The following is a 23,628-nucleotide window of genomic DNA, read 5'->3' as shown; positions in this document are numbered from 1 at the left end:
GCAAGGAGGTTGGTATCTATAAGATTTGTCTGCATATCCTGGCGACCTCGGAAAAGCAGGTTATGCTAAATAGTGTTAGGTGGATGTTTTAGCCTGTTATAAATCGAGGTTTGAATAGCATTAATTGCTAAAGGAGAATAATCATGAAAAAGACAGCCGCAATCATCTCAGCCTGTGTGTTTACTTTTGCCCTGAGCGCTTGTTCCGGTAATAACTACGTGATGCATACCAACGATGGTCGATCTATCGTTTCGGAAGGGAAACCGTCTACCGATAATGATACTGGGATGATTTCGTATAAAGATGCAAACGGGAACAAACAGCAAATCAATCGCAGTGATGTGAAAGAGATGAAAGAAATCGAGCATTAACAGCAAGATAAGCGAAAAAAAAGCACCGCAAGTTGGCGGTGCTACATTAATCACTATGGACAGACAGGGTAAATGTACAGGAAGTGAAAAATTGGTAGCGTTGCTACCGTGGTCTGAATCGCAGACCAATTGCAAACACAACAACACAACATCACAACCGTAAGCCAAAAGCCCTTCAGAACACGCATTCCAAAAAAACTTTTCGTTCCGGCTCAGGAAGTGCCGCCACTATAGGTATTTGCTGGTAGTTCCTCAACGGACAAATTATAATGGCTCAGATAAAAAAAACTAATAGGTTAAACGTTGTTTCCTATATGTTAAATCTTGTTAACATCTAAGCCAGATAACCATGTCGAAGCGATTGCCACCTCTTAATGCATTACGTGTTTTTGATGCAGCAGCACGTCATCTGAGTTTCACCCGCGCAGCAGATGAGCTTTTTGTGACTCAGGCCGCAGTAAGTCATCAAATCAAGTCCCTGGAGGATTTTCTGGGGCTTAAGCTGTTCCGTCGACGCAACCGCTCCTTGCTTCTGACTGAAGAAGGTCAGAGCTATTTTCAGGATATTAAAGAGATTTTTTCCCAACTGACGGAAGCCACTCGGAAACTGCAGGCCAGGAGTGCCAAAGGCGCGCTGACGGTCAGTTTATTGCCCAGTTTTGCCATTCAGTGGCTGGTGCCAAGACTCTCAAGCTTTAACTCAGCTTATCCGGGAATTGACGTTCGAATCCAGGCCGTGGATCGTCAGGAAGACAAACTGGCTGACGATGTGGATGTCGCCATTTTTTATGGTCGTGGCAACTGGCCGGGCTTGCGTGTTGAAAAATTATACGCAGAATATCTGCTCCCTGTTTGTTCGCCGCTGCTGCTGACAGGCGACAAGGCGCTGAAAACACCCGCTGATTTGGCGCAACATACGCTTTTGCATGATGCTTCTCGCCGTGACTGGCAAACTTATACCCGCCAATTAGGTCTTAACCATATAAATGTGCAGCAGGGACCCATTTTTAGCCACAGCGCGATGGTGTTACAGGCTGCTATTCACGGGCAGGGCGTCGCGTTGGCGAACAACGTGATGGCACAGTCTGAAATTGAGGCTGGCCGTCTGGTCTGCCCGTTTAATGATGTTCTGGTCAGCAAGAATGCGTTTTATCTGGTTTGTCATGACAGTCAGGCAGAACTGGGTAAAATAGCCGCTTTCCGACAGTGGATCCTGTCTAAAGCGGCAAACGAGCAAGAAAAATTCCGCTTCAGGTATGAACAATAACTTTTGTGTGCTGTGCACGCATCACTTTAGGACTGAAACATGACCAGCCGATTCATGCTGATTTTTGCCGCGGTGAGTGGCTTTATTTTTGTGGCACTGGGTGCTTTTGGCGCGCATGTGTTAAGCAAAACGTTAGGGGTGGTAGAGATGGGCTGGATCCAGACCGGCCTTGAATATCAGGCGTTTCACACCCTGGCAATCTTTGGGCTGGCGGTGGCAATGCAGCGCCGCATCAGCATCTGGTTTTACTGGAGTAGCGTATTTATGGCGCTGGGTACCGTGTTGTTCAGCGGTAGCCTGTACTGCCTTGCGCTCTCGCATTTGCGCCTGTGGGCGTTTGTTACACCTGTCGGCGGCTTTAGCTTCCTGGCGGGTTGGGTATTAATGTTCATCGGAGCCATCCGTCTGAAACGCAAGGGCGTTGTTCATGAATAAGGTTGTTTTATATTGTCGCCCGGGGTTTGAGAAAGAGTGCGCCGCGGAAATTACGGATAAAGCCGCGAAGCGCGAAGTCTTCGGTTTTGCCCGCGTAAAAGAGAACGCGGGTTATGTGATATTCGAGTGCTATCAGCCAGAAGACGCAGACAAGCTGGCACGCGAGCTGCCGTTTAGCTCGCTGATCTTCGCGCGTCAGATGTTTGTCGCGGGCGAGCTGCTGAAAGATCTGCCGCCGGAAGACCGCATTACGCCGATTGTCGGCATGCTGCAGGGCGTGGTGGAGAAGGGCGGCGATCTGCGCGTTGAGGTTGCTGACACCAACGAAAGCAAAGAGCTGATGAAGTTCTGCCGCAAATTTACCGTGCCGCTGCGCGCGGCGCTGCGTGATGCGGGCGTGCTGACGAACTACGAAACGCCGAAGCGTCCGGTGGTGCATATCTTCTTTATCGCCCCTGGCTGCTGCTATACCGGCTATTCCTATACCACCAACAACTCGCCCTTCTTTATGGGCATCCCGCGTTTGCGCTTCCCGTCCGATGCGCCAAGCCGTTCCACGCTCAAGCTGGAAGAGGCGTTCCACGTCTTTATCCCGGCGGATGAGTGGGATGAGCGTCTGGCAAACGGCATGTACGCCGTCGACCTGGGCGCGTGTCCGGGCGGCTGGACCTATCAGCTGGTGAAACGCAACATGTGGGTATCGTCCGTTGATAACGGCCCAATGGCGCAAAGCCTGATGGATACCGGACAGGTCACCTGGCTGCGGGAAGATGGTTTCCGCTACCGTCCAACCCGCAACAACATCTCCTGGATGGTGTGTGACATGGTTGAGAAACCGGCGAAAGTGGCCGCGCTCATGGCCTCCTGGCTGGTGAACGGCTGGTGTCGTGAGACCATTTTCAACCTCAAGCTGCCGATGAAAAAGCGCTATGAGGAAGTGTCGCAGAACCTGGCCTACATTCAGGAGCAACTGGACGAACACGGTATTAACGTGGAGATCCAGGCGCGTCAGCTGTATCACGACCGCGAAGAGGTGACGGTGCATATTCGTCGCTGGTGGGCGGCCGTGGGGGGGCGTCGCGACGAGCGATAGTGCGTGCTTTGTTTTGCCCGGTGGCGCTGCGCTTACCGGGCCTACAAAACCGAGTCGTCGTTTTAACGTTCTAAACGCAACTGCTGTAAATTCCCGTCCAGCTGTAAATCCGTCTGGAGCGTTGCGATTTCCCGGCAGATAAACGCCATCTCTTTATGCGCCTCCAGCTTCTTGCGCCATTTTTCTGGCACCTCGTCCAGACGGGCGTAAATCCCTTCCAGACTTTGAAAATCCGTCAGCAACTGCGCGGCACTCTTCGGCCCAATACCGGCAACACCCGGAACCTTAGAACTGCTGATGCCTGCAAGCCCCCAGTAATCCGGCAGTTGCTCAGGCGAGACGCCGAACTCGCTGGCAATAAACGGCGCGTCCAACCAGCGCTTTTGAAAATAGTCACGAATGCGTACAGTCGGCGAGAGCAGCTGACAGTAGCCTTTGTCAGTTGAAACGATAGTGGCCTGATGCCCGGCGCTCGCGACCTTTACGGCCAGGGTAGCCGCGAGATCGTCGGCTTCATTTCCCTGTGCGCCCCAGCAGGGAACGCCGCGCTGTTCAAATGCCGCGCGTATCATAGGTAACTCTGCATGAAGATCGTCCGGCATCGGTGCGCGTCCGGCTTTGTAGTCAGGCAGACGCTGGTGTCGCCAGCCCGTGTTGCGGGCTTCGTCATCAAATACCGCGACCACGTGGGTGGGGTCACTGTGGCGGATAAGCTGTTCCAGCGCGTGCAGGCAGGTGTCCTTACAGGGCGTGCCCTGTACCGCGTGGATACGGCGAATCAGGTTGAGTGCATCGACGATAAGTAAATGAACGGCCACAGATAATCTCCCTTCTATCTAATGCGTGAAGGGTAACACTGTCAGCAGCATGAAACTATGAATGGTGGGGAAAACAGGAAGAAGCCTCGCAAAACGAGGCTTCCTGAGAGGCTTAATCGCAGGTCACGATCTTCATCGCCAGGCCACCGCGGGAGGTCTCGCGGTATTTGGCGTTCATATCTTTACCGGTTTCGTACATGGTTTCGATAACTTTATCGAGACAGACGCGCGGTTCGCTGGTGCGGCGCAGCGCCATACGTGCCGCGTTCACCGCCTTCACGGAGGCAATCGCGTTTCGTTCGATGCACGGTACCTGAACCTGTCCGGCAACCGGGTCACAGGTCAGCCCCAGGTTATGTTCCATACCGATTTCTGCCGCAATGCACACCTGCGCCGGGCTTGCGCCAAGCAGCTCAGCCAGACCCGCCGCCGCCATGGAGCAGGCTACGCCAACTTCACCCTGACAGCCCACTTCCGCCCCGGAAATAGAGGCGTTCATTTTGTACAGTGAGCCAATCGCGCTGGTGACCAGCAGATAGCGCGCAAGAGAGTTAGCATTCACTTCGCGGATAAACTTGTCGTAGTACGCCAGCACCGCCGGAACGATACCGCACGCACCGTTGGTTGGTGCGGTAACAACACGGCCGCCCGCGGCGTTCTCTTCGTTTACCGCCAGCGCGAACATGTTGATCCAGTCCACCACTGCCATCGGGTCAGTCGTGGTTTTGTCGGTACTCACCAGCATACGGCGCAGCGCTGCCGCACGGCGCGGTACGCGCAGCTTGCCCGGCAGAACGCCTTCCGTGGTGATCCCGCGCTCGATACCGCCGCGCATCACGTCCCAAACGTTTGCAAAGTGCTGTTCCAGCTCTTCTTTGCTATGCAGCGCCAGTTCGTTTTTCATCATCAGGCCGGAAAGGGACAGGCCCGTCTCCTGGCAGTGACGCTGCAAATCCGCCGCGTTTTTGTAGGGGTAGGGCACGTCAACAGCAGAATTGTTGGTTTGACCAAAATGGTCTTCGTCGACAATAAAACCGCCACCGATAGAGTAATACGTCTGGCTGTACACCGCTTTGTCGCCAGCCAGCGCGGTAATGCGCATGCCGTTTTCGTGCAGCGACAGGTTGTCCGCATGGAAATTCATGCAGTGATCAACCGGGAACTCAACTTCGTGCTCGCCGTTCGCCAGCAGCAAACGACCGTGGGTGTTTACGTCCTGGATGAAGCCAGGGATCGCGTCAATATCAACGGTATCCGGCAGGTTACCCGCCAGGCCCATAATAATGGCGATATCGGTATGGTGGCCTTTACCCGTCAGGGAAAGGGAACCGTATACATCGACGACCACGCGGGTGATGTCGTGCAAGATGCCGCGTGCAATCAAGTCATCCGTGAATTGTTTACCGGCTTTCATTGGTCCGACGGTGTGAGAGCTGGAAGGACCAATACCGATTTTGAAAATATCGAATACGCTAATCATGATGCGTCCATTGCTATCAGTCAGAGGGGAGGAGTGCGCCGCCCGAGGACGGCGCAGGAGGTATTAGCTGAACAGCGAGTAGAAAATAGCGGAGATGGCAATCAGGCCCATAATCACAACGAACACGTTGCTGATATGGCCGCTGTATTTACGCATCGCAGGGACTTTCTGAATCGCGTACATCGGCATCAGGAACAGAATCATCGCGATGACCGGGCCGCCCAGGGTTTCAATCATACCCAGGATGCTTGGGTTCAGGGTCGCTACCGCCCAGGTGGTGAGCAGCATGAACAGTGCAGTGATTTTGTTCAGCTTGTTGATTTCAATGCTCTTGCCTTTACCGCGCAGAGATTTAATCACCATACCGTTAAAGCCTTCACGCGCGCCCAGGTAGTGGCCGAGGAAGGATTTGGTGATAGCGATCATCGCGATGATCGGTGCCATCCATGCAATAACCGGTGCGTTAAAGTGGTTTGCCAGGTAAGACAGGATGGAGATGTTCTGCTCTTTCGCCGCAGCCAGATCGGCTGGGGAGAGGCTCAGTACGCAGCTGAACACGAAGAACATCACGGTCAACACCATCATCACGTGAGCGCGAGCCAGGATGCTGGAGCACTTCTTCTCTGCACCATTACCGTACTCTTCGCGCTTCGCTACGGCGAAGGAGGAGATGATTGGAGAGTGGTTGAAGGAGAACACCATTACCGGGATCGCCAGCCACAGGGTCATCCACAGGCCGTTACCGGTTGCAGATGCGCTGCTCAGGGACAGGGTTTCCAGTGCCGCACCGTTCCAGTTTGGGATCAGGTAGCAGGCCAGCACCATCAGAGCGATAACGAACGGGAAGACCAGCACGCTCATCGCTTTCACAATCATCTGTTCGCCGAAGCGCACGATGGTCATCATGCCCACGATCAGGATCAGAGACAGAATGGCACGCGGTGGCGGCGTCAGGTGCAGCTGGTGCGCCATGAAGCTTCCAACGGTGTTGGTGATCGCCACGCTGTAAACCAGCAGGATTGGGTAAATCGCGAAGAAGTAGAGCAGAGTAATCAGTTTACCTGCGCCCACGCCGAAATGCTCTTCAACCACTTCGGTGATGTCTTCGCCCGGGTTTTTACCGGACAGCACGAAGCGGGTCAGGCCGCGGTGTGCAAAGAAGGTCATCGGGAAAGCGATGATAGCCATGATGATCAGCGGAATCAGACCGCCGACGCCTGCGTTGATAGGAAGGAACAGTACACCAGCGCCGATTGCTGTGCCGTAAAGGCCAAGCATCCACATGGTATCCGTTTTGCGCCAACCACTTCGGGAATCAATCGAAGCAACGGTGCTGGTTTGAGTGGTTTCCATCTGTATCTCCTGGAGGAAGCAAATTGTCAGGTTTTTTAGTCAAATCCGATGAAAAAGTGCCTGACGGTAATATGAAATTCGTTCAGTGACGGTTTTTTAATAATTTTCACCCGTAACTATTGGCGGGCGGAAAGATACATTTTCGTTATGAATCCTTCAGTGATCCTGATCCCAATTGCAATAATCCACTCTCTATGTGGGCATGTTTAGACCATTTATCTGTCAAAAAAACGTCAAAGAGAATTTACGGGCGCGAAGGCTACCATTAACGACATGTGGCTTGAAAGGCTGGCCCGCGAGTTAGGAGGGTTACGCTGTAAAGAAATAGGTTTTTAGGATTTTCTGGCAGGTAATTTAGATTAAGGCTGATATTTTACGGTTCCGAAAACGAGGTAATCGTTTGCGTGTGGGTGAAAGATATAAATACCATAAATGATGTCTATGAATTGCATCAGTAATAAAAAAGCCGGATCCTGATGGACAGGATCCGGCTTTAAAAGCGCAGGTTGAAATCTTATTTGATGATTTCGTAGCAAGGAATATAGGCCGAGCCCGGCAGCTTCATGCGGTGCTGGGCGACAAAGCCCTGCAGCATGTCATCCATGCGACGCATCATCTCCGGGTCACCGTGGATCTTATACGGCCCAAATTCTTCAATGGCGCGGATCCCCACCTCTTTCACGTTACCCGCCACAATACCGGAGAAGGCGCGGCGCAGATCGGCTGCCAGCACTTCCACTGGCTGATCGGGGTAGAGCTTCAGGTTCGCCATATTTTCATGCGAAGGTTCAAACGGGATCTGCAGGTCCGGCGCGATGCGGATTGACCAGTTAAAGCTGTAAGCATCCCCGGTATCACGACGGTTCTCTTTCACCAGTGGCATCGCTTTCTTCATCTGGCGAGCCACTTCTGCGGCATCGTCAATGATGATGCGATAGTGACGACGCGCCGCTTCACCCAGCGTGTGCACGATAAATTCGTCCAGCACGCGGAAGTAATCTGCGCTCTCTTTCGGCCCGGTCAGGATCAGCGGCAGAACCTGATCTTTGTTGGCCGGGTTCATCAGAATACCCAGCAGATAAAGCAGCTCTTCTGCCGTGCCCACGCCGCCCGGGAAGATGATAATGCCGTGGGCGATACGGACAAACGCCTCAAGACGTTTCTCGATATCCGGCATGATAATCAGTTCGTTAACCAGCGGGTTAGGCGGCTCAGCCGCGATGATGGACGGCTCGGTCATACCGATAAAACGTCCTTCTTTATAGCGTTGCTGCGCGTGTCCCACTGCGGCACCTTTCATTGGCGCTTCCATTGCGCCCGGACCGCAGCCGGTACAGATATTCAGCTCGCGCAGGCCAAGCTGGGTGCCCACCCGACGCGCATAAAGGTATTCGGTCTCGTTAATGGAGTGACCGCCCCAGCAGACGACCATGTTCGGTGCTTCGCCCACGTGCAGGGCACGTGCGTTACGCAGAATCGAGAACACCAGGTTGGTGATATGGACCGAGCTTTCCAGGTCGAGATGCTGGAAGCGGCCAGCGTTATGGATCTGCCCGTTAACAAACAGAATGTCGCGCAGCACGGCAAACAGGTTGGCCTGCAGAGAGCGAATAATGCGCCCGTCGACAAAGGCGTCTTCCGGCGGGTTGATGACTTCAAGCTTCACGCCACGCTCGCGGCGCAGCACGTTGATATCAAAGCTTTCGAAGCGAGACAGCAGCTCTTTACTGTTGTCGGTCAGGCTTCCGGAGTTCAGTACGGCAAGTGAACAGTTACGAAACAGTTGATAGAGATCGCTACTGGCCGTGCGTTTAAGCATGTCCACTTCCAGCTGCGACAACATATCCATTGAGCCAAGCGGGCTAATATGTGTAATCAAGTGAGCTCCTTACGGGACGATTATCGTCTTTCCCTGTTGATTACAATAGCCCTGGCGCGTGACGTTTCACAACCTAAAGCGCGGAAGATACCGCGCATATTGTGAAAATATTTATATTATTGACGCACCAGACGGCCCGTTGCAGGCACAAAATCGGTATTGGTACGCCACGGGTTGATGTCCAGCCCGCCACGGCGGGTGTAGCGCGCATAAACGCTCAGCTTTTCTGGCTCGCAGAAACGCATAATGTCGTTAAAGATGCGCTCCACGCACTGCTCGTGGAATTCGTTGTGATGGCGGAACGACACCAGGTAGCGCAGCAGTTTTTCACGGTCGATTTTCGGCCCGCGATACTGGATCTGCACCGAGCCCCAGTCTGGCTGGTGGGTGATCAGACAGTTGGATTTCAGCAGATGGCTCACCAGCGTCTCTTCAACCACCTTTCCGCTTGCCGCATTTTCGAGGTAGTCGGTACTGAACTCATAGCTTTCAACTTCAATGTCCTGATCGTCAATGCAGGCACCGTTAAAGTGGGCAATAGGCTGCCCTTCCAGCTCATTCAGGCGATACAGCGATACGGCAACGTCTCCTTGTGCACAGGCGCGTAAATCCCGCTCCAGCGTAGTCTGGACGTCTTCCCAGCTGTTGAATGTTGTCTGGTTAAAACTGTTGAGATAAAGCTTGAAGCTTTTGGACTCGACGAGGTTAACGCTGGCGTAATCCAGCTCGACGTGGCCCACGGCCACCTGCGGCAGCCCGCGCGCGTTAAGCCAGGAGAGTTCGTACAGCGTCCAGATGTCGCCGCCGACAAACGGCAGCGCGTCCGCGTGTAACCCAAGCGGGTCGCGGTTCAGGCTGCGGGGCACGCCCTGCAGAAGGCTTGCATCGTAGGTGTCGCGGTAATCGGTCGATTTACCCAGCGTTAAGCCGGTTAACGCCTGATGATTTTCGTAAGACATGTTTCATAGCCACTTTACAGGTACACTTATGGCCTGAGTTTATCCTGTCTTACAAGAAGAGAGAAATCGGTGGATATCGAAACTGCAAATGCCCTGACGACCTTCACGACCCGCTATTGCGATGCATGGCATGAAAAACAGGGGACGTGGCCGCAAAGCGCTGATTTATATGGCGTACCCTCGCCGTGCATTATCTCTTCGATCGACGATTACGTGATCTGGCAGCCGAAACCCTTTGCAGGCGAGCAAAATGTAAATGCGGTTGAACGGGCAATGGACATTGTGGTACAACCAGCGGTTCACGCGTTTTATACCGCGCAGTTCGCAGGGGATATGCCTGCGCGCTTTGCCGATATTACGCTGACGCTGTTGCAGACCTGGAGCGAAGACGATCTGCGGCGTGTACAGGAAAACCTGATTGGTCACCTGGTCACGCAAAAGCGCCTTAAGCTTTCTCCGACGCTCTTTATTGCCACGCTGGACAGCGAACTTGACGTTATCTCCGTCTGTAACCTGTCAGGTGAAGTGGTTAAAGAGACGATCGGCACCCGCAATCGCGAGACTCTCGCCCCCTCTCTTGCGGATTTCCTCACCCGACTTGAGCCACTTCTGTAATCCATGATGCTACGGCACGTGTGAGAGATCTCTTACAAGGTTTGTGAGAGATCGCTGGATCATTCAGTATTACCTCATTTAATTAAGATTAATATTACGCTGTTTTTCAATGGATTACTTGTTCATTGCATCGTTTTTAGGGATTTCTGATCTCCTACAGCGCTCGCGGGGTGGGTTGTAAGACGAAGCGGAATAGCGGATTCTATCTCCGTCGACAGGAAGCCGACACGAGAAACGAACATCAGGATGATGGCGTTTCTTACTCAGGACTCGTCAGGATGGCGCTGCAGGAAGGCTTCAGGATGAAGCAAAGTGGATAACGCAGGATGCGTAAGGGACACCTCCAGGAAGGAGAACGAGAGCCGGTCAGGATGGTCGGCGGGTCAGGAAGGCCAGGACGTTTCAGGATGAAACAATCACGTCAGGATGATGTGAGCAGGATGCGAAAGGTAGACGGATGACCAGGCCTTCGGGCATCAGGAAAAGTTGTCACGGATGAGCAGGGAGCACGAATTGTAGCTGGAATGCTGCGGAACGAACCGGGAGCACTGTTTTTACAGTGCTCCCTTTTTTTATTTCTGCGTTCTGCAATGCTATGCTGCGCGCCGTTCAGTTTTTCAGTTGAGGTGACTATGACGCAACACGATAGCGTTCGTGCCCAGTTGCACGCCATCGAAGCACTCTTGCGCCAACATCAGCTGTGGCAGGAGCTCGCGCCGCAGCCAGAAGCATTCGCAAGTACCCAGCCATTCTGCCTGGATACGCTGGCTCCGTTTGAGTGGCTGCAGTGGGTGTTGATTCCGCGCATGCACGCTCTGCTGGACGGCGGCCATCCGCTGCCGCAGACCTTTGCCGTCTCTCCCTATTATGAAATGGCGCTGGAAGCGGCCCATCCCGCGCGCGAGGTTATGCTGGTTGAGTTAGAACGTCTGGATGCGCTTTTTGCCGGTGACGATGCATGACGCTTGAGATCCTCTATCAGGACGAGTGGCTGGTGGCGGTCAACAAGCCGTCGGGCTGGCTGGTGCACCGCAGCTGGCTCGATCGCGATGAGAAAGTGGTGGTGATGCAGACCGTTCGCGACCAGATTGGTCAGCATGTGTTTACCGCCCATCGTCTGGACCGTCCAACCTCCGGCGTGCTGCTGATGGGGCTTTCCAGCGAGGCGGGACGTCTGCTTTCGCAGCAGTTTGAACAGCACCAGATGCAAAAGCGCTACCACGCGATTGTGCGCGGCTGGCTGACGGAAGCCGCCACGCTCGACTATCCGCTGGTGGAGGAACTGGATAAAATCGCCGATAAATTTGCCCGTGATGATAAAGGCCCGCAGCCAGCGGTGACGGATTATCGCGGCATGGCGACGACCGAAATGCCGGTGGCGACCAGCAAGTTTCCGACCACACGCTACAGCCTGGTTGAACTTTTGCCTAAAACCGGGCGCAAGCACCAGCTTCGCCGCCACCTTGCGCACCTGCGCCACCCGATTATTGGCGACAGCAAGCACGGTGATTTGCGCCAGAACCGCAGCGCGGCCGAGCATTTTGGCTGCCATCGCCTGATGCTGCACGCCAGCGAGCTGAGCCTGACGCATCCGTTCACCGGCGAACCGCTGACTATCCGCGCGGGGCTGGACGACGTCTGGATGCAGGCGCTGTCACAATTTGGCTGGCTGGGACAACTCCCCGAAAATGAAAGGGTTGAGTTTGTACCGGGCAACGTTCAGGATGAACAGCAAGCGCAATAATTAAGGGAGCAAAGCATGGCTGAAGTAGGCATTTTTGTCGGCACAATGTACGGCAACTCGCTGCTGGTAGCGGAAGAGGCTGAGGCAATACTCGCCAGTCAGGGCCATAAAGCCACGGTCTATGAAGACCCGGAACTGGCCGACTGGGAAAAGTATCAAGATAAATACATTCTGGTGGTGACCTCCACGACCGGGCAGGGCGATCTGCCGGACAGCATCGTGCCGCTGTTCCAGGGCATTAAAGACCAGCTTGGCTATCAGCCGAACGTGCATTACGGCATCATTGCCCTGGGCGACAGCTCTTACGCCAACTTCTGCGGCGGCGGCAAGCAGTTCGATGCGCTCCTGCAGGAACAGAGCGCCCAGCGCGTCGGCGAGATACTGCTGATTGATGCCGGGGAGCACCCGGAGCCAGAAAGCGAATCAAACCCGTGGGTGGAGAACTGGGCCTCACTTCTTAAATAACACGCTGCCCGGCGGCGCTTCGCTTGCGCGGGCCTACGGGTTTTTCTGGCCGGGTAAGGCGAAGCCGCCACCCGGCAATACACCCCGCACCAAACCTCAATTCCGTGAACCACCTTCCACTCTCCTGGGCTTATGCCATAAACAACCTCTCGCACACCCTTCAATACTGTGTTTTTGCACGGTGAGGAGAAGAGTCACTCCTTCATATACTTTTCCGGTCACTATAAAAACGGCTTCAGGCCGTACCAAAACGACAAAACACAAATCTCATTCTGATTACCCTACCGGTGCTGTACAGAATGAACCAGGCGAAAGCTATGTTTCAGGAGTGCAACAATGAGTACATTAAGCCACGCAGCGAGCAGCGCTGAAAAGCGCACCAATGCCCGCTACTGGATAGTGGTGATGCTGTTTATCGTCACGTCCTTTAACTATGGTGACCGCGCCACGCTGTCGATTGCCGGTTCTGAAATGGCGAAAGATATCGGGCTTGATCCCGTGGGCATGGGGTATGTTTTCTCCGCATTTTCATGGGCCTATGTCATCGGCCAAATTCCTGGCGGCTGGCTGCTTGACCGCTTTGGCTCAAAACGGGTCTATTTCTGGTCCATCTTTATCTGGTCGATGTTTACCCTGTTGCAGGGTTTCGTCGATATCTTCAGCGGCTTCGGCATTATCGTGGCGCTCTTCACGCTGCGCTTCCTGGTAGGCTTAGCGGAAGCACCGTCATTCCCGGGGAACAGCCGCATTGTCGCAGCCTGGTTCCCGGCGCAGGAGAGAGGAACCGCGGTCGCGATTTTCAACTCTGCACAATACTTCGCCACGGTTATCTTCGCGCCAATCATGGGCTGGCTGACGCATGAGGTGGGCTGGTCACATGTCTTCTTCTTTATGGGTGGGCTTGGGATCATCATCAGCTTTATCTGGCTGAAAGTGATCCACGAACCCAATCAACACCCGGGCGTGAACAAGAAGGAGCTGGAGTACATCGCGGAAGGCGGAGCGCTGATCAACATGGATCAGAAATCCGCAAAAGCAAAAGTCCCGTTCAGCCAGAAATGGGCGCAGATCAAGCAGCTCGTTGGCTCGCGCATGATGATCGGTATCTATCTGGGCCAGTATTGCATCAACGCCTTAACTTACTTCTTCATCACCTGGTTCCCGGTTTATCTCGTGCAGGCTCGCGGCATGTCGATCCTCAAAGCGGGGTTTGTCGCCTCGGTTCCGGCGATCTGCGGATTCGTCGGTGGTGTGCTGGGCGGCGTGATTTCCGACTGGCTGATGCGCCGCACCGGCTCGCTGAATATCGCCCGTAAAACGCCGATTGTGCTCGGTATGCTGCTCTCCATGACCATGGTGTTCTGTAACTACGTCAGCGCAGAGTGGATGATTATCGGCTTTATGGCGATGGCCTTCTTTGGCAAAGGGATTGGCGCGCTGGGCTGGGCGGTGATGGCGGATACGGCACCAAAAGAGATCAGCGGCCTGAGCGGCGGTCTGTTCAACATGTTCGGCAATATTTCCGGGATTGTCACGCCAATCGCTATCGGCTACATCGTTGGCACCACCGGTTCCTTTAACGGTGCGCTGATTTACGTAGGGGTGCATGCGCTGGTAGCGGTGCTGAGTTACCTGGTGCTTGTCGGCGATATCAAACGCGTCGAACTTAAACCTGTAGGGGAGCGTGGATGATGACAACGCAATCAAGTCCTATCGTCACTGAGATGAAGGTCATCCCGGTGGCCGGACAGGACAGCATGCTGCTCAATATTGGCGGTGCGCATAACGCCTGGTTTACCCGCAATATCGTGGTACTGACCGACAGCGCGGGGAATACCGGCGTGGGCGAAGCACCGGGAGGAGAGGTGATTTACCAGACGCTGGTTGATGCCATTCCACAGGTGGTGGGCCAGGAAGTGGCCCGTCTGAACAAAGTGGTTCAGCGGGTGCATAAGGGTAACCAGTCTGCTGACTTTGATACCTTCGGAAAAGGTGCCTGGACGTTTGAACTGCGCGTCAATGCGGTTGCCGCGCTGGAAGCCGCTCTGCTCGATTTGCTCGGTAAGGCACTGAATGTCCCGGTCTGCGAACTGCTGGGGCCAGGTAAGCAGCGCGATGCGGTAACGGTGTTGGGCTACCTGTTCTACGTAGGCGACCGTAATAAAACCGATCTGCCATATCTGGAACGTTCGCCGGGCAACCATGATTGGTATCACCTGCGCCATCAAGAGGCGCTCAACGGTGAGGCGGTGGTGCGTTTGGCGCAAGCCGCACAGGACCGCTACGGCTTTAAAGATTTCAAACTGAAAGGCGGCGTGTTGCCTGGCGAGCAGGAAATTGAAACTGCCCGCGCGCTGAAAAAGCGTTTCCCCGATGCGCGGATCACCGTTGACCCGAACGGCGCATGGTTACTGGATGAGGCCATCTCGCTCTGTAAAGGTCTGGGCGATGTACTGACCTACGCAGAAGATCCGTGCGGTGCCGAACAGGGCTTCTCTGGTCGGGAAGTGATGGCCGAGTTTCGTCGCGCCACCGGGCTGCCGGTTGCCACTAACATGATCGCGACCAACTGGCGTGAAATGGGGCACGCAGTGATGTTGAATTCGGTGGACATTCCGCTGGCTGACCCGCACTTCTGGACGCTGTCCGGCGCGGTGCGCGTGGCGCAGCTGTGTGACGACTGGGGGCTGACCTGGGGCTGTCACTCCAACAACCATTTCGACATTTCGCTGGCGATGTTTACTCACGTTGGCGCGGCGGCACCGGGTAACCCGACCGCCATCGACACCCACTGGATTTGGCAGGAGGGGGAAGCCCGACTGACGAAAAATCCGCTGGAGATCAAAAACGGCAGCATTGCCGTACCGGATGCGCCGGGGCTGGGCGTGGAGCTTGACTGGGATCAGATCCACAAAGCGCATGAGGCGTATAAGAGGTTGCCTGGCGGCGCGCGTAACGACGCGGGCCCGATGCAGTATCTTATCCCCGGCTGGACATTTGACCGTAAGCGCCCTGTTTTTGGACGTCACTGATAAAAGGATTGAACCATGAGCACATTTTCTACCCCTGTAGTCACTTCCATGCAGATCGTTCCGGTTGCGGGCCATGACAGCATGCTGATGAATTTGAGCGGCGCACATGCGCCGTTCTTTACCCGCAATATCGTGATTATCACAGACAATTCCGGCCATACGGGCGTGGGCGAAATTCCGGGCGGGGAAAAGATCCGCAAAACGCTGGAGGACGCCATTCCGCTGGTGGTGGGGAAAACCCTCGGCGAATACAAAAATGTTCTCAATAGCGTGCGTAGCGCCTTTGCGGACCGCGATGCGGGCGGGCGCGGGCTGCAAACCTTCGATCTGCGTACGACCATTCACGTGGTCACCGGTATTGAGGCAGCAATGTTGGATCTGCTTGGTCAGCATCTTGGCGTGAACGTTGCGTCCCTGCTGGGCGAGGGGCAGCAGCGCACAGAAGTGGAAATGCTGGGCTATCTGTTCTTTGTTGGCAACCGCAAGCTGACGCCGCTGCCATACCAGAGCCAGCCGGATGAGCACTGCGACTGGTACCGCGTTCGCCACGATGAAGCGATGACTCCTGACGCGGTCGTGCGTCTGGCCGAAGCCGCGTACGAAAAATATGGGTTCAACGACTTCAAACTGAAGGGCGGCGTACTGGCAGGGGAAGAAGAAGCAGAAGCCATTACCGCGCTGGCAAAACGTTTCCCGCAGGCGCGCGTGACGCTGGATCCGAACGGCGCATGGTCGCTTGATGAAGCGATTAAAATCGGTAAGCAGCTCAAAGGCGTGCTGGCCTATGCGGAAGATCCGTGTGGGGCCGAGCAGGGCTTCTCCGGGCGCGAGGTGATGGCCGAGTTTCGCCGCGCCACCGGTTTGCCAACGGCAACCAATATGATCGCTACCGACTGGCGCCAGATGGGGCATACCTTATCCCTTCAGTCCGTCGATATTCCTCTGGCGGACCCGCACTTCTGGACGATGCAGGGTTCGGTGCGCGTGGCGCAGATGTGTCACGAGTTCGGCCTGACCTGGGGCTCACATTCCAACAACCACTTCGACGTGTCGCTGGCGATGTTCACTCACGTCGCCGCTGCCGCGCCGGGCACGATCACCGCCATCGATACCCACTGGATCTGGCAGGAGGGCAATCAGCGTCTTACTAAGCAGCCACTTGAAATCAAAGGCGGTATGGTGCAGGTGCCAGCCACGCCGGGGCTGGGCGTTGAGCTGGATATGGACCAGGTGATGAAAGCGCATGAGCTCTATCAGAAACACGGGCTGGGCGCGCGTGACGATGCGCTGGCGATGCAATATCTGATCCCTGACTGGACATTCGACAACAAGCGTCCATGCATGGTACGATAAACGTACTGGGACCGCTCCCATGGGCGGTCATTTACGTGGTGTATGCTTAACGTAATCAACATGCGTAAGGATGGCTTATGAAAATTGTTATCGCACCGGACTCGTATAAGGAAAGTTTGAGCGCGCTTGAGGTCGCGACGGCGATTGAAAACGGTTTTCGCGAAATTTTTCCGACGGCAGAGTACGTCAAACTTCCGGTTGCGGATGGTGGAGAAGGGACCGTGGAAGCCATGGTCGCGGCCACTCATGGGCGTATTGTCCCCGTATCCGTCACCGGCCCGTTGGGTGAGCGCGTAGACGGTTTTTACGGGCTTTCCGGTGACGAGCAGAGCGCGTTTATTGAGATGGCGGCGGCGAGCGGTCTGGAACTTGTCACGCCTTCCAGGCGTAACCCGCTGCTCACTACCTCGTGGGGAACGGGTGAGCTCATCCGCCATGCGCTGGATGCGGGCGTTAAGCATATTATTATCGGCATTGGCGGTAGCGCGACGAATGACGGCGGCGCGGGCATGGTGCAGGCGCTGGGCGCAAAGCTGCTGGACGACAGCGGGCAGCCTCTTGGGCAGGGCGGGGGCGAGCTGGGAAAACTCGCGCGTATCGACCTGAGCGGGCTGGACAGCCGTCTGGCGGAGTGCCGGATAGAAGTTGCCTGTGATGTGACGAATCCGCTCACCGGAAAGGATGGTGCGTCAGCCGTATTTGGCCCGCAAAAAGGGGCCACACCCGAGATGATCGTTACCCTGGACAACGCGCTGGCACAGTATGCGAGAGTCATTGCCCGGGATCTGGATATCGATGTGCTAAACCTTGCTGGCGGCGGCGCGGCGGGTGGCATGGGGGCGGCGCTGTACGCCTTTTGCGGCGCGCAGCTGCGCCAGGGTATTGAGATTGTGACCGATGCGCTACAGGTATGAACCGGAAACATGGGTAACACTTTAGACCGGATACATGGGTAACAGTTATAACTGGCATAGAAGAGGAGACTCGCTATGCCCTGGACTGAGACCCGACCTATGCAACGCCTTGATTTTATCCGTGCCTGCCATGCAGGTACGGACTCCTTCTCCGCTCTTTGCCGTCTCTTCGGCATCAGTCGAAAAACCGGCTACAAATGGCTTCAGCGTTTTGACCCCTCTGACCTGTCATCTCTTTCTGACCGGTCGCGCGCTCCGCACTCCCACTCCCGGACAGTTCCTGATGATATCGCCGCACAACTTACGGCCCTGAGGCAAAAACACCCTGACTGGGGCCCCAAAAAACTGCGGATGTGGATGCTCAACCATCATGTCGATTTTACCGTACCTGCTGCCAGCACTATCGGCGATATCCTCAAGCGTGAAGGCCTGGTTCCGGATAAAAAGCGAAAACGCAGAACCCCGGGCAATCGCCAGCCCCTGACGACCATCAGCGAGAATAACCAGGTCTGGAGCGCTGATTTTAAAGGCAAGTTCAGGCTGCTGAGCAGAGAGTACTGCCATCCCTTCACCCTGACCGACAATCACAGCCGGTATCTTCTGAGCTGCCGGGGAACGGACCGGGAGAGCGAGCCCTTCGTCAGAAAGTGCCTGACAGATGCGTTTCTGGAATACGGTCTGCCGGAAGTACTCAGAACCGATAACGGTCAGCCCTTCGCGGGAACAGGGATAGCCGGACTAAGTCGTCTTGCCGTCTGGCTAATCAAGCTGGGCATCAGGCCGGAGCGTATCAGAAAGGGTCATCCGGAAGAAAATGGCCGCCATGAGCGAATGCACCGCACCCTGAAAAGTGCGGTGAAACAGGGCAACACCTTCATGACGATGGAAGAACAACAGCGGTGGTTCAGTGACTACCGGAAAGAATTTAATTACGAAAGGCCACATGAAGCCCTGGCGGGTGCAACGCCCGGAACGGTATGGCAACCCTCGAACCGACGCTGGGATGGCCGTGTTCCTGAATATGTTTACCCGGAAGGAGGTGCGGTCTACAGGGTGAAATCGAGGGGGACACTCTATATGGGGAAAAAGGGGACGGTGTTCCTGAGTGAAGCACTGACTGGCGAATACATCATGCTGGAAGAAAAGGATGATGGCCTGGAGGCCATCATCTTTAATGGAATAACGCTTGCGTACTACGACCGAAAAACCGAGAGTGTGCACCGGATAGACTGAAAAGTGTTACCTATGTTCCCGGTCTGATCTGTCACCTATGTATCCGGTCATACAACACCTGGCCGACCAGGTGGCCGATGCGGATTTGGTGATCACGGGTGAAGGTCGCATCGACAGCCAGACGATCCACGGCAAAGTCCCTGTGGGCGTGGCGAAAGTGGCGAAACGCTTTAACAAACCCGTTATCGGTATTGCAGGAAGCCTGACGGCGGACGTTGGTGTGGTACACGATCACGGCATTGATGCGGTGTTTAGCGTGATCTACACGATCTGCTCACTGGAAGACGCGCTTGAAAATGCCAGCAAGAATGTGCAGATGGCCGCGAGGAATATCGCGGCGGCGCTGAAAGTAGGGAAGGAATTTTAACTGTGATTGCCGGGTGGCGGCTTCGCCTTACCCGGCCTACGTTCGTGCTCCTGTAGGCCCGGTAAGCGTAGCGCCACTGGGCTTTTATATCAGCTCCCCAACACCTTCATTGCTTCCCTTGTCACATTATCCATCTCATCAAGCAACTCCAGGAACTCGGGTTCAAGCTCGGATTCTGGCGTACCGGCGCGTAACTGTTGCTCCAGCAACTGACAAAGGTTCTTCAACCGCGGCACCCCGCTGTAGCCGCAGCTGCCGTGCAGCTTGTGGATAGCTTCCAGCAGTTCTTCAGGGTTTTCTCCCACCAGCTGTTCTTCAACTTTATTACGGATTTCCGGCAGGAATGCGACCAGCATCTGCAACATGTCGCGGGCTAAATCGGTTTTCCCTGCCGCCTGGCGCAGCGCCAGCGACCAGTCGAAGGTGGCATTCTGGTTGACGCTAATTTCCGGCGATTCTGCTGAAACCGTGTATGTCCCGCCAATGTGCCCCGGTTTGTAGCGCACCAGCAGGCTATGCAGTTTCTCTTCGTCGATAGGCTTGGCCAGATAATCATTCATCCCGGCGCTCAGCAATTTTTCTTTCTGTCCGGCCATGGCGTGCGCGGTCACTGCAATAACCGGCGTTTGCTGCTGATGCGGGAGCTGGCGGATAAGCTCGCAGGCGCGAATGCCGTCCATACCCGGCATCTGAATATCCATCAGGATCAAATCGAACTGCATCTGTTTAGCCTGTTCCACTGCCTGCGCACCGCTGGTACACAGTTCCACATGCTGAACCTGATCCTCCAGCAGCACGCCAATCAGCTTCAGGTTTGCCGGGTTATCGTCCACCGCCATCACGCTCATCGGCAGCTTTTGCTCGTCGCTGATGAGCGGCAGCGCGTGCTGGCTCAGGCGACAATATTCGGTGAGCGCAGGTAGCAAGCGTGTGGCCGTGAGCGGTTTGAGCAGGCAGGCGGCTGCCCCGTCGTTTTTCAACTCTTCGGCTTTAATTTGTGCATGGCAAGGCAGAGCCAGCAGCAGGTAATCGGTCATTGATGCCGCTTTCGCCAGGCGCTCCTGCTGCATGGTCAGTTCGCCCGTAAAGGTCACCGGGATCCCCATCAGCAGGATATCGTAGTGCTCAACGGTAAGTGCAGAGAAGGTCGGGCTGTAGACAACCTCCAGCGGCGTGGTGCTTAGCACGTCCAGCGTGCACTGTGCCGCTGCGGCATTTGGCTCAACGTAGGCCAGACGCATCCCTTTCAGGCAGTCGGTCACTGGCCCATCGGTCATGACGTTGGGGTTGAGATCGAGATTGATATGGAACCAGAAGGTCGAACCCCGGTTAGGCTGGCTGTGGAAGGAGATATCGCCGCCCATCTCTTTTACCAGTTTTTGGGTGATCACCAGCCCCAGGCCGGTCCCCCCGTGGCGGCGGGAAATACTGGCGTCCGCCTGACGGAATGCCTGGAACAGACGCGACTGATCGCGCTCCGGTATGCCGATACCGGTATCGCGGATCTGCACCTCAATCTGTACCTTGTTATTACTGAGCGCCCGTTTTTCGACAAGAATGTCGATATTGCCGCTCTCGGTAAACTTGATCGCGTTACCCACCAGATTGGTGATGACCTGCTGCAGACGCAGCGGATCACCAATGACGTTATCCGGTACGTCGTTCTTGATATTGAGCGTCAGCTCAAGGCCCTTGTCGTGCGACGAGTGCGCGAGCAACGTCACCACTTCATCCAGCGTACTGCGCAGCGGGAACGGGATACTTTCCAGGATCAGCTTGCCCGCTTCCAGCTTCGAGAAGTCCAGCACGTCGTTAATGATCGCCAGCAGGTTGTTGGCCGAACGTTCGATAGTATGCAGATGGTCGCGCTGGGTGGGGTTAAGCTCGCTTTTCAGCGTCAGACGGGTAAAGCCGATCACGCCGTTCAGCGGCGTACGCAGTTCGTGTGACATATTGGCAAGGAATTCGGATTTAATGCGCGCAGCCTCCTGAGCGCGTTTTTTCGCCAGATCCAGCTCGACGTTCTGAATTTCCATTTGCTCCAGCGTTTCGCGCAGGTCGGAGGTGGCCTGGTCAACGTTGTGCTGCATCTCTTCATGATACGCCGCCAGCGACATCGCCATCGAGTTGATGCCGTTTTTCAGCATATCCAGCTCGCCCAACATAAACCCTTCCACGCGGCTGTCGAGCTGGCCGCGACGGATACGGTCAACGGTGTTGACCATGTTTCGAATTGGCCCCGTCACATCACGCATCAGTCGCCAGCCGAAAATCAGCGCAATGCCGATACAGAAGAGCATCATCACGCCGGAGATAAATATTTCTTTGTACTGCTGCAGCCGGACTGACTTGAGATCCAACTCCAGCGCCACATATCCCAGCATGTTGTTGCTGGATTTGGCTTCAGACTGAGCGGATTCATCGGGAGAATAACTCTCGGAGATGATCGGTGTGCGCAGGATCATAATATCCCCTCGCCGCAATACGGTGAGATGGCGCGGGAATGGCGTGCCGTCAGGAATTTTCAGGGATGTCGGGTCAAGGTGAAAATTCGAGGTAACAAACAGACGGTTGTTTTCATCATAAACGGAGATAGCCCGCACGATGTCCGAGTGACGACGATGCAGGACGCTAATTAACTGACCAATGGATTCCCGGTTTTGCAGGTTCATCCCGTATTCGCTGGAGACCGCCAGCGGTTCGATGATGCTGGCTCCGGCGTCTTCCAGCTGTCGCTGCAAATCGTTATAGCGATGCACCACAAAGAAGATACTCAGCAGTAAACCGATCAATACGGTGGGGGCGAGGATCAAAATCATCATGCGTGCACGCAGGCTGTAGTTGGTCATGGCGTTCCGTTATGGGACAATTAGACAATTATGTTTATATGTGAGAAAAATCTCAGCGATGGCGCAATTCTACTCTGCAAAGCGACGCGTGACGACGCGTCAGATCATAACTGTTGAAGCCACGGACCTCGATCCCTTTGGTCAGGGGGTGGCGCGACACAACGGTAAGACACTGTTTATAACAGGTTTGCTGCCATCAGAACGAGCAGAAATTACGCTGACGGAAGATAAACGCCAGTACGCGCGCGGCCAGGTGAAGCGCCGACTGAGTGACAGCCCGGAACGCGAAGTGCCTCGCTGCCCCCATTTTGGTGTCTGCGGGGGCTGCCAGCAACAGCATGCCAGCGTAGTTTTACAGCAAAAAAGTAAAAGCAGCGCGCTGGCGCGTCAGCTTAAGCATGAGGTAAACGAGATTATCGCCGGGCAGCCCTGGGGCTACCGTCGGCGCGCGCGCCTGAGCCTCAGTTATCACCCCAAAACCGAGCGGCTGGAGATGGGATTTCGTAAAGCCAGCGCCAGCGATACCGTGGATATAAAGCAGTGCCCTGTTTTGGCGCCCCAACTTGAAGCATTGCTCCCTGATGTGCACCAGTGTCTGTCCGGGCTTGAGGGTGTTCGCCATCTCGGGCATGTGGAACTGGTTCTGGCTAACAACGGCCCGCTGATGGTGCTGCGCCATACTGCGCCGCTGTCTGAAAAAGACCGCGAAAAACTGGAACGCTTTTCGCATTCCCACAAGCTTGCGCTTTTCCTGGCGCCACAAAGCGAGATACTTGAGCAGGTTACGGGAGAGGCTCCCTGGTATGCGTCAAACGGGCTACGCTTAACGTTCAGCCCGCGGGATTTCATCCAGGTTAATGACGGCGTGAATCAGCAGATGATTGAAAAAGCGCTGGACTGGCTTGATATCCAGCCGACCGACCGGGTGCTCGATCTCTTCTGCGGTATGGGTAATTTCACGCTCCCTCTGGCTCTGAAAGCGGCAAACGTGGTGGGTGTGGAAGGCGTTGAGGCGCTGGTCGCCAAAGGACAGGAAAACGCCCGACAGAATGGCTTGCAAAATGTGACATTTTTTCATCAAAACCTTGAGGACGATGTGACTCAACAGCCGTGGGCAAAACAGGGCTTTGATAAAATTTTGCTCGACCCGGCACGTGCCGGTGCTCCGGGCGTAATGGCACATATTATTAAACTCGCGCCGAAGCGTGTGGTCTATGTTTCCTGTAACCCGGCGACGCTTGCCCGAGACAGCGAGGCATTAATCAGTGCGGGTTACCAGATTCAGCGTCTGGCAATGCTGGACATGTTCCCGCACACTGGACATCTGGAATCGATGGCGTTGTTTGAGCACATCTAATTTGTTTGGCTTGTCGACTTCGACAGGCCCTGGTCCCTAAAGGA

The 23,628-nt window shown here is 55.1% G+C and carries 19 protein-coding genes and 2 pseudogenes; 15 read left to right on the top strand and 6 right to left on the bottom strand.

Going from position 1 to position 23,628, the window contains the following annotated elements:
- Window positions 1-143 precede the first annotated feature (143 nt).
- The 4 genes from N2K86_RS17440 to rlmM all read left to right on the top strand — a co-directional run bounded on the left by N2K86_RS17440 (window position 144) and on the right by rlmM (window position 3,166).
- Window positions 144-371 (top strand): YgdI/YgdR family lipoprotein, encoded by a 228-nt coding sequence (locus N2K86_RS17440; protein ID WP_010435104.1) that lies wholly within the window; start codon window positions 144-146, stop codon window positions 369-371.
- Between the two features lie 349 nt (window positions 372-720).
- A complete protein-coding gene (gcvA, locus tag N2K86_RS17435) occupies window positions 721-1,638 on the top strand; it encodes a glycine cleavage system transcriptional regulator GcvA (RefSeq protein ID WP_010435102.1) in 918 nt (305 codons plus the stop codon).
- Window positions 1,639-1,677: 39 nt separating this feature from the next.
- On the top strand, window positions 1,678-2,073 hold the full coding sequence (locus N2K86_RS17430; protein ID WP_260659440.1) for a DUF423 domain-containing protein: 396 nt from the start codon (window positions 1,678-1,680) through the stop codon (window positions 2,071-2,073).
- On the top strand, window positions 2,066-3,166 hold the full coding sequence (gene rlmM, locus N2K86_RS17425; protein ID WP_260659439.1) for a 23S rRNA (cytidine(2498)-2'-O)-methyltransferase RlmM: 1,101 nt from the start codon (window positions 2,066-2,068) through the stop codon (window positions 3,164-3,166). Before N2K86_RS17430 ends, rlmM begins: the two co-directional genes overlap by 8 nt.
- A 62-nt stretch (window positions 3,167-3,228) precedes the next feature.
- On the opposite strand, the gene xni is transcribed toward rlmM, so the two are convergent.
- From xni to queF, 5 genes are all read right to left on the bottom strand, one after another.
- Window positions 3,229-3,984, bottom strand: coding sequence for a flap endonuclease Xni (gene xni, locus N2K86_RS17420; protein ID WP_260659438.1), 756 nt, complete (start codon window positions 3,982-3,984; stop codon window positions 3,229-3,231).
- A gap of 112 nt (window positions 3,985-4,096) precedes the next feature.
- Complete coding sequence (locus tag N2K86_RS17415) at window positions 4,097-5,464, bottom strand: L-serine ammonia-lyase (RefSeq protein WP_260659437.1); 1,368 nt, start codon at window positions 5,462-5,464, stop codon at window positions 4,097-4,099.
- A gap of 63 nt (window positions 5,465-5,527) precedes the next feature.
- Window positions 5,528-6,817, bottom strand: a complete 1,290-nt coding sequence (locus tag N2K86_RS17410; RefSeq protein ID WP_260659436.1) for an HAAAP family serine/threonine permease — start codon at window positions 6,815-6,817, stop codon at window positions 5,528-5,530.
- Between the two features lie 514 nt (window positions 6,818-7,331).
- Window positions 7,332-8,696 carry a nucleotide 5'-monophosphate nucleosidase PpnN gene (ppnN, locus tag N2K86_RS17405; protein ID WP_100166313.1) on the bottom strand — a complete coding sequence of 455 codons (1,365 nt, stop codon included), beginning with the start codon at window positions 8,694-8,696 and terminating at the stop codon, window positions 7,332-7,334.
- 116 nt (window positions 8,697-8,812) lie between these two features.
- Window positions 8,813-9,655 (bottom strand): NADPH-dependent 7-cyano-7-deazaguanine reductase QueF, encoded by an 843-nt coding sequence (queF, locus tag N2K86_RS17400; RefSeq protein ID WP_260659435.1) that lies wholly within the window; start codon window positions 9,653-9,655, stop codon window positions 8,813-8,815.
- A gap of 69 nt (window positions 9,656-9,724) precedes the next feature.
- Here queF and syd point away from each other — a divergent pair, with 69 nt between their 5' ends.
- From syd to N2K86_RS17350, 10 genes and pseudogenes are all read left to right on the top strand, one after another.
- A complete protein-coding gene (gene syd, locus N2K86_RS17395) occupies window positions 9,725-10,270 on the top strand; it encodes a SecY-interacting protein (protein WP_260659434.1) in 546 nt (181 codons plus the stop codon).
- A 632-nt stretch (window positions 10,271-10,902) separates the two neighbouring features.
- Window positions 10,903-11,232, top strand: coding sequence for a YqcC family protein (locus tag N2K86_RS17390; protein ID WP_260659433.1), 330 nt, complete (start codon window positions 10,903-10,905; stop codon window positions 11,230-11,232).
- Window positions 11,229-12,014 carry a tRNA pseudouridine(65) synthase TruC gene (gene truC, locus N2K86_RS17385; RefSeq protein ID WP_260659432.1) on the top strand — a complete coding sequence of 262 codons (786 nt, stop codon included), beginning with the start codon at window positions 11,229-11,231 and terminating at the stop codon, window positions 12,012-12,014. Before N2K86_RS17390 ends, truC begins: the two co-directional genes overlap by 4 nt.
- A 15-nt stretch (window positions 12,015-12,029) precedes the next feature.
- Window positions 12,030-12,479: a flavodoxin gene (locus N2K86_RS17380; protein WP_260659431.1), complete on the top strand. Its 450-nt coding sequence runs from the start codon at window positions 12,030-12,032 to the stop codon at window positions 12,477-12,479.
- 336 nt (window positions 12,480-12,815) lie between these two features.
- On the top strand, window positions 12,816-14,171 hold the full coding sequence (gene gudP, locus N2K86_RS17375) for a galactarate/glucarate/glycerate transporter GudP (RefSeq protein ID WP_260659430.1): 1,356 nt from the start codon (window positions 12,816-12,818) through the stop codon (window positions 14,169-14,171).
- Window positions 14,171-15,511, top strand: a complete 1,341-nt coding sequence (locus N2K86_RS17370) for a glucarate dehydratase family protein (protein WP_260661713.1) — start codon at window positions 14,171-14,173, stop codon at window positions 15,509-15,511. Before gudP ends, N2K86_RS17370 begins: the two co-directional genes overlap by 1 nt.
- 15 nt (window positions 15,512-15,526) lie before the next feature.
- Window positions 15,527-16,864, top strand: coding sequence for a glucarate dehydratase (gene gudD / locus N2K86_RS17365; protein ID WP_260659429.1), 1,338 nt, complete (start codon window positions 15,527-15,529; stop codon window positions 16,862-16,864).
- 77 nt (window positions 16,865-16,941) lie between these two features.
- Window positions 16,942-17,775 (top strand): annotated as a pseudogene (locus N2K86_RS17360) (glycerate kinase); the annotation flags it as partial.
- 102 nt (window positions 17,776-17,877) lie between these two features.
- Entirely contained in the window at window positions 17,878-19,011 is a 1,134-nt protein-coding gene (locus N2K86_RS17355; RefSeq protein WP_260659428.1) for a DDE-type integrase/transposase/recombinase, read from the top strand.
- Between the two features lie 55 nt (window positions 19,012-19,066).
- Window positions 19,067-19,378 (top strand): annotated as a pseudogene (locus N2K86_RS17350) (glycerate kinase); the annotation flags it as partial.
- An 89-nt stretch (window positions 19,379-19,467) separates the two neighbouring features.
- Here N2K86_RS17350 and barA read toward each other — a convergent pair.
- Complete coding sequence (barA, locus tag N2K86_RS17345; RefSeq protein ID WP_260659427.1) at window positions 19,468-22,227, bottom strand: two-component sensor histidine kinase BarA; 2,760 nt, start codon at window positions 22,225-22,227, stop codon at window positions 19,468-19,470.
- 58 nt (window positions 22,228-22,285) lie between these two features.
- Between barA and rlmD the strand changes: the two genes are divergently transcribed.
- Window positions 22,286-23,584, top strand: coding sequence for a 23S rRNA (uracil(1939)-C(5))-methyltransferase RlmD (gene rlmD, locus N2K86_RS17340; RefSeq protein WP_260659426.1), 1,299 nt, complete (start codon window positions 22,286-22,288; stop codon window positions 23,582-23,584).
- Window positions 23,585-23,628: the final 44 nt, after the last annotated feature.

Source organism: Enterobacter mori, assembly GCF_025244905.1.
Taxonomy (GTDB): Bacteria; Pseudomonadota; Gammaproteobacteria; order Enterobacterales; family Enterobacteriaceae; genus Enterobacter; species Enterobacter mori_A.
This window is presented reverse-complemented; position numbering and strand designations above follow the sequence as displayed.